Annotated in this window: 2 tRNA genes and 1 rRNA gene; all 3 read right to left on the bottom strand. The window is 55.3% G+C overall.

The annotated features are described in order from the left end of the window. Positions 1–380: 380 nt before the first annotated feature. The 3 genes from IP86_RS17640 to IP86_RS17630 all read right to left on the bottom strand — a co-directional run bounded on the left by IP86_RS17640 (position 381) and on the right by IP86_RS17630 (position 2,251). Positions 381–456 (bottom strand) — tRNA-Ala (locus IP86_RS17640). A gap of 34 nt (positions 457–490) precedes the next feature. Continuing rightward, positions 491–567, bottom strand: a tRNA-Ile gene (locus IP86_RS17635). A 197-nt stretch (positions 568–764) separates the two neighbouring features. Beyond that, positions 765–2,251: ribosomal RNA gene (locus IP86_RS17630) — 16S ribosomal RNA — on the bottom strand. Between the last annotated feature and the right edge of the window lie 249 nt (positions 2,252–2,500).

The following is a 2,500-nucleotide window of genomic DNA, read 5'->3' as shown; positions in this document are numbered from 1 at the left end:
AATGTCCACACACTCGGCAGAATGTTGCTCGCGACACACCCGAAGGCGACGCCGCAAACGGACACTGATTAGAAAGACCAGTTATTGCTTCGTAAGATCGAACCGATGACGATGCGGTCAAGCGTCGTCAACATGAAGCGTTTTACAACCTGTTTGTCTCGCGACAATCAGGCGCCGAAAACGCTCCGGAGATAAGCGAACGGCCTCCGCAGATTGCTCCGCAGATCCGAACTCGGATCGATCTCCTCTATACGATGTCAGATAACCCGCCAGGCCGCGCGATGCGCAGGCCGGCGAATACAAGGTGCGGACGAAGAACCATCGTCGCTGTCCGGATGACAGCAACAAGGCACAAACGACGAGGCAGGCGATCAGCCATCTGGTGGAGCCAGACGGGATCGAACCGACGACCTCATGCTTGCAAAGCACGCGCTCTCCCAGCTGAGCTATGGCCCCGTAACCAGAAGACGAAAGCAACGCTTCGATGAAGTGGTGGGCCTGGGAAGACTTGAACTTCCGACCTCACGCTTATCAAGCGCGCGCTCTAACCAACTGAGCTACAAGCCCTCAGCACGAGAGGCAGCAGCAATCCATCGGTGGACCAAAGCCCTACCCGACCAACTGCGCACCCCAGGCGCGTGTTCGTCCGCGAAGAAAGAGAAACGAAGACGGCGAAATCCCGCCAATGAGGCTCGTATGACTTAGAGCCTCTGATGTTTCTAAAACAGGTCGATAACAGCAAGCTGTTGAAGACCCATCCTTAGAAAGGAGGTGATCCAGCCGCAGGTTCCCCTACGGCTACCTTGTTACGACTTCACCCCAGTCGCTGACCCTACCGTGGCCGGCTGCCTCCTTGCGGTTAGCGCACCGTCTTCAGGTAAAACCAACTCCCATGGTGTGACGGGCGGTGTGTACAAGGCCCGGGAACGTATTCACCGTGGCATGCTGATCCACGATTACTAGCGATTCCAACTTCATGGGCTCGAGTTGCAGAGCCCAATCCGAACTGAGACGGCTTTTTGAGATTTGCGAGGGGTCGCCCCTTAGCATCCCATTGTCACCGCCATTGTAGCACGTGTGTAGCCCAGCCCGTAAGGGCCATGAGGACTTGACGTCATCCCCACCTTCCTCGCGGCTTATCACCGGCAGTCTCCTTAGAGTGCTCAACTAAATGGTAGCAACTAAGGACGGGGGTTGCGCTCGTTGCGGGACTTAACCCAACATCTCACGACACGAGCTGACGACAGCCATGCAGCACCTGTGCTCCAGGCTCCGAAGAGAAGGTCACATCTCTGCGACCGGTCCTGGACATGTCAAGGGCTGGTAAGGTTCTGCGCGTTGCGTCGAATTAAACCACATGCTCCACCGCTTGTGCGGGCCCCCGTCAATTCCTTTGAGTTTTAATCTTGCGACCGTACTCCCCAGGCGGAATGCTTAAAGCGTTAGCTGCGCCACTAGTGAGTAAACCCACTAACGGCTGGCATTCATCGTTTACGGCGTGGACTACCAGGGTATCTAATCCTGTTTGCTCCCCACGCTTTCGTGCCTCAGCGTCAGTTATGGGCCAGTGAGCCGCCTTCGCCACTGGTGTTCTTGCGAATATCTACGAATTTCACCTCTACACTCGCAGTTCCACTCACCTCTCCCATACTCAAGATCCTCAGTATCAAAGGCAGTTCTGGAGTTGAGCTCCAGGCTTTCACCTCTGACTTAAAGACCCGCCTACGCACCCTTTACGCCCAGTGATTCCGAGCAACGCTAGCCCCCTTCGTATTACCGCGGCTGCTGGCACGAAGTTAGCCGGGGCTTATTCTTGCGGTACCGTCATTATCTTCCCGCACAAAAGAGCTTTACAACCCTAGGGCCTTCATCACTCACGCGGCATGGCTGGATCAGGCTTTCGCCCATTGTCCAATATTCCCCACTGCTGCCTCCCGTAGGAGTTTGGGCCGTGTCTCAGTCCCAATGTGGCTGATCATCCTCTCAGACCAGCTACTGATCGTCGCCTTGGTGAGCCATTACCTCACCAACTAGCTAATCAGACGCGGGCCGATCTTTCGGCGATAAATCTTTCCCCGTAAGGGCTTATCCGGTATTAGCTGAAGTTTCCCTCAGTTGTTCCGAACCAAAAGGTACGTTCCCACGTGTTACTCACCCGTCTGCCACTGACGTATTGCTACGCCCGTTCGACTTGCATGTGTTAAGCCTGCCGCCAGCGTTCGCTCTGAGCCAGGATCAAACTCTCAAGTTGGACTTGAAACTTTGAACCGGCTGATCACAACGTTTGACGAGGTCCCACCATTGCATCAACCCGAAGGTCGACACTCGTCGCCGCGCTTCACAGCGCAAACGAACATGGTGTTTCCTTGAAACGTGTATCCGCCGAAGTCTTTCGTCCGGCCCCAACCACTCGAAAGCCTAAGCCTTCTCACAGTCGAGACCCGCAAGGACTCCGCCGTCCACGTTTCTCTTTCTTCTTCTCAACTTGTCAAACAGCCCG

It is taken from the genome of Rhodopseudomonas sp. AAP120, from assembly GCF_001295845.1.
Lineage (GTDB): Bacteria > Pseudomonadota > Alphaproteobacteria > Rhizobiales > Xanthobacteraceae > Rhodopseudomonas.
The sequence above is the reverse complement of the archived record's forward strand: the minus strand, read 5'-3'. Positions and strand labels throughout refer to the sequence as shown.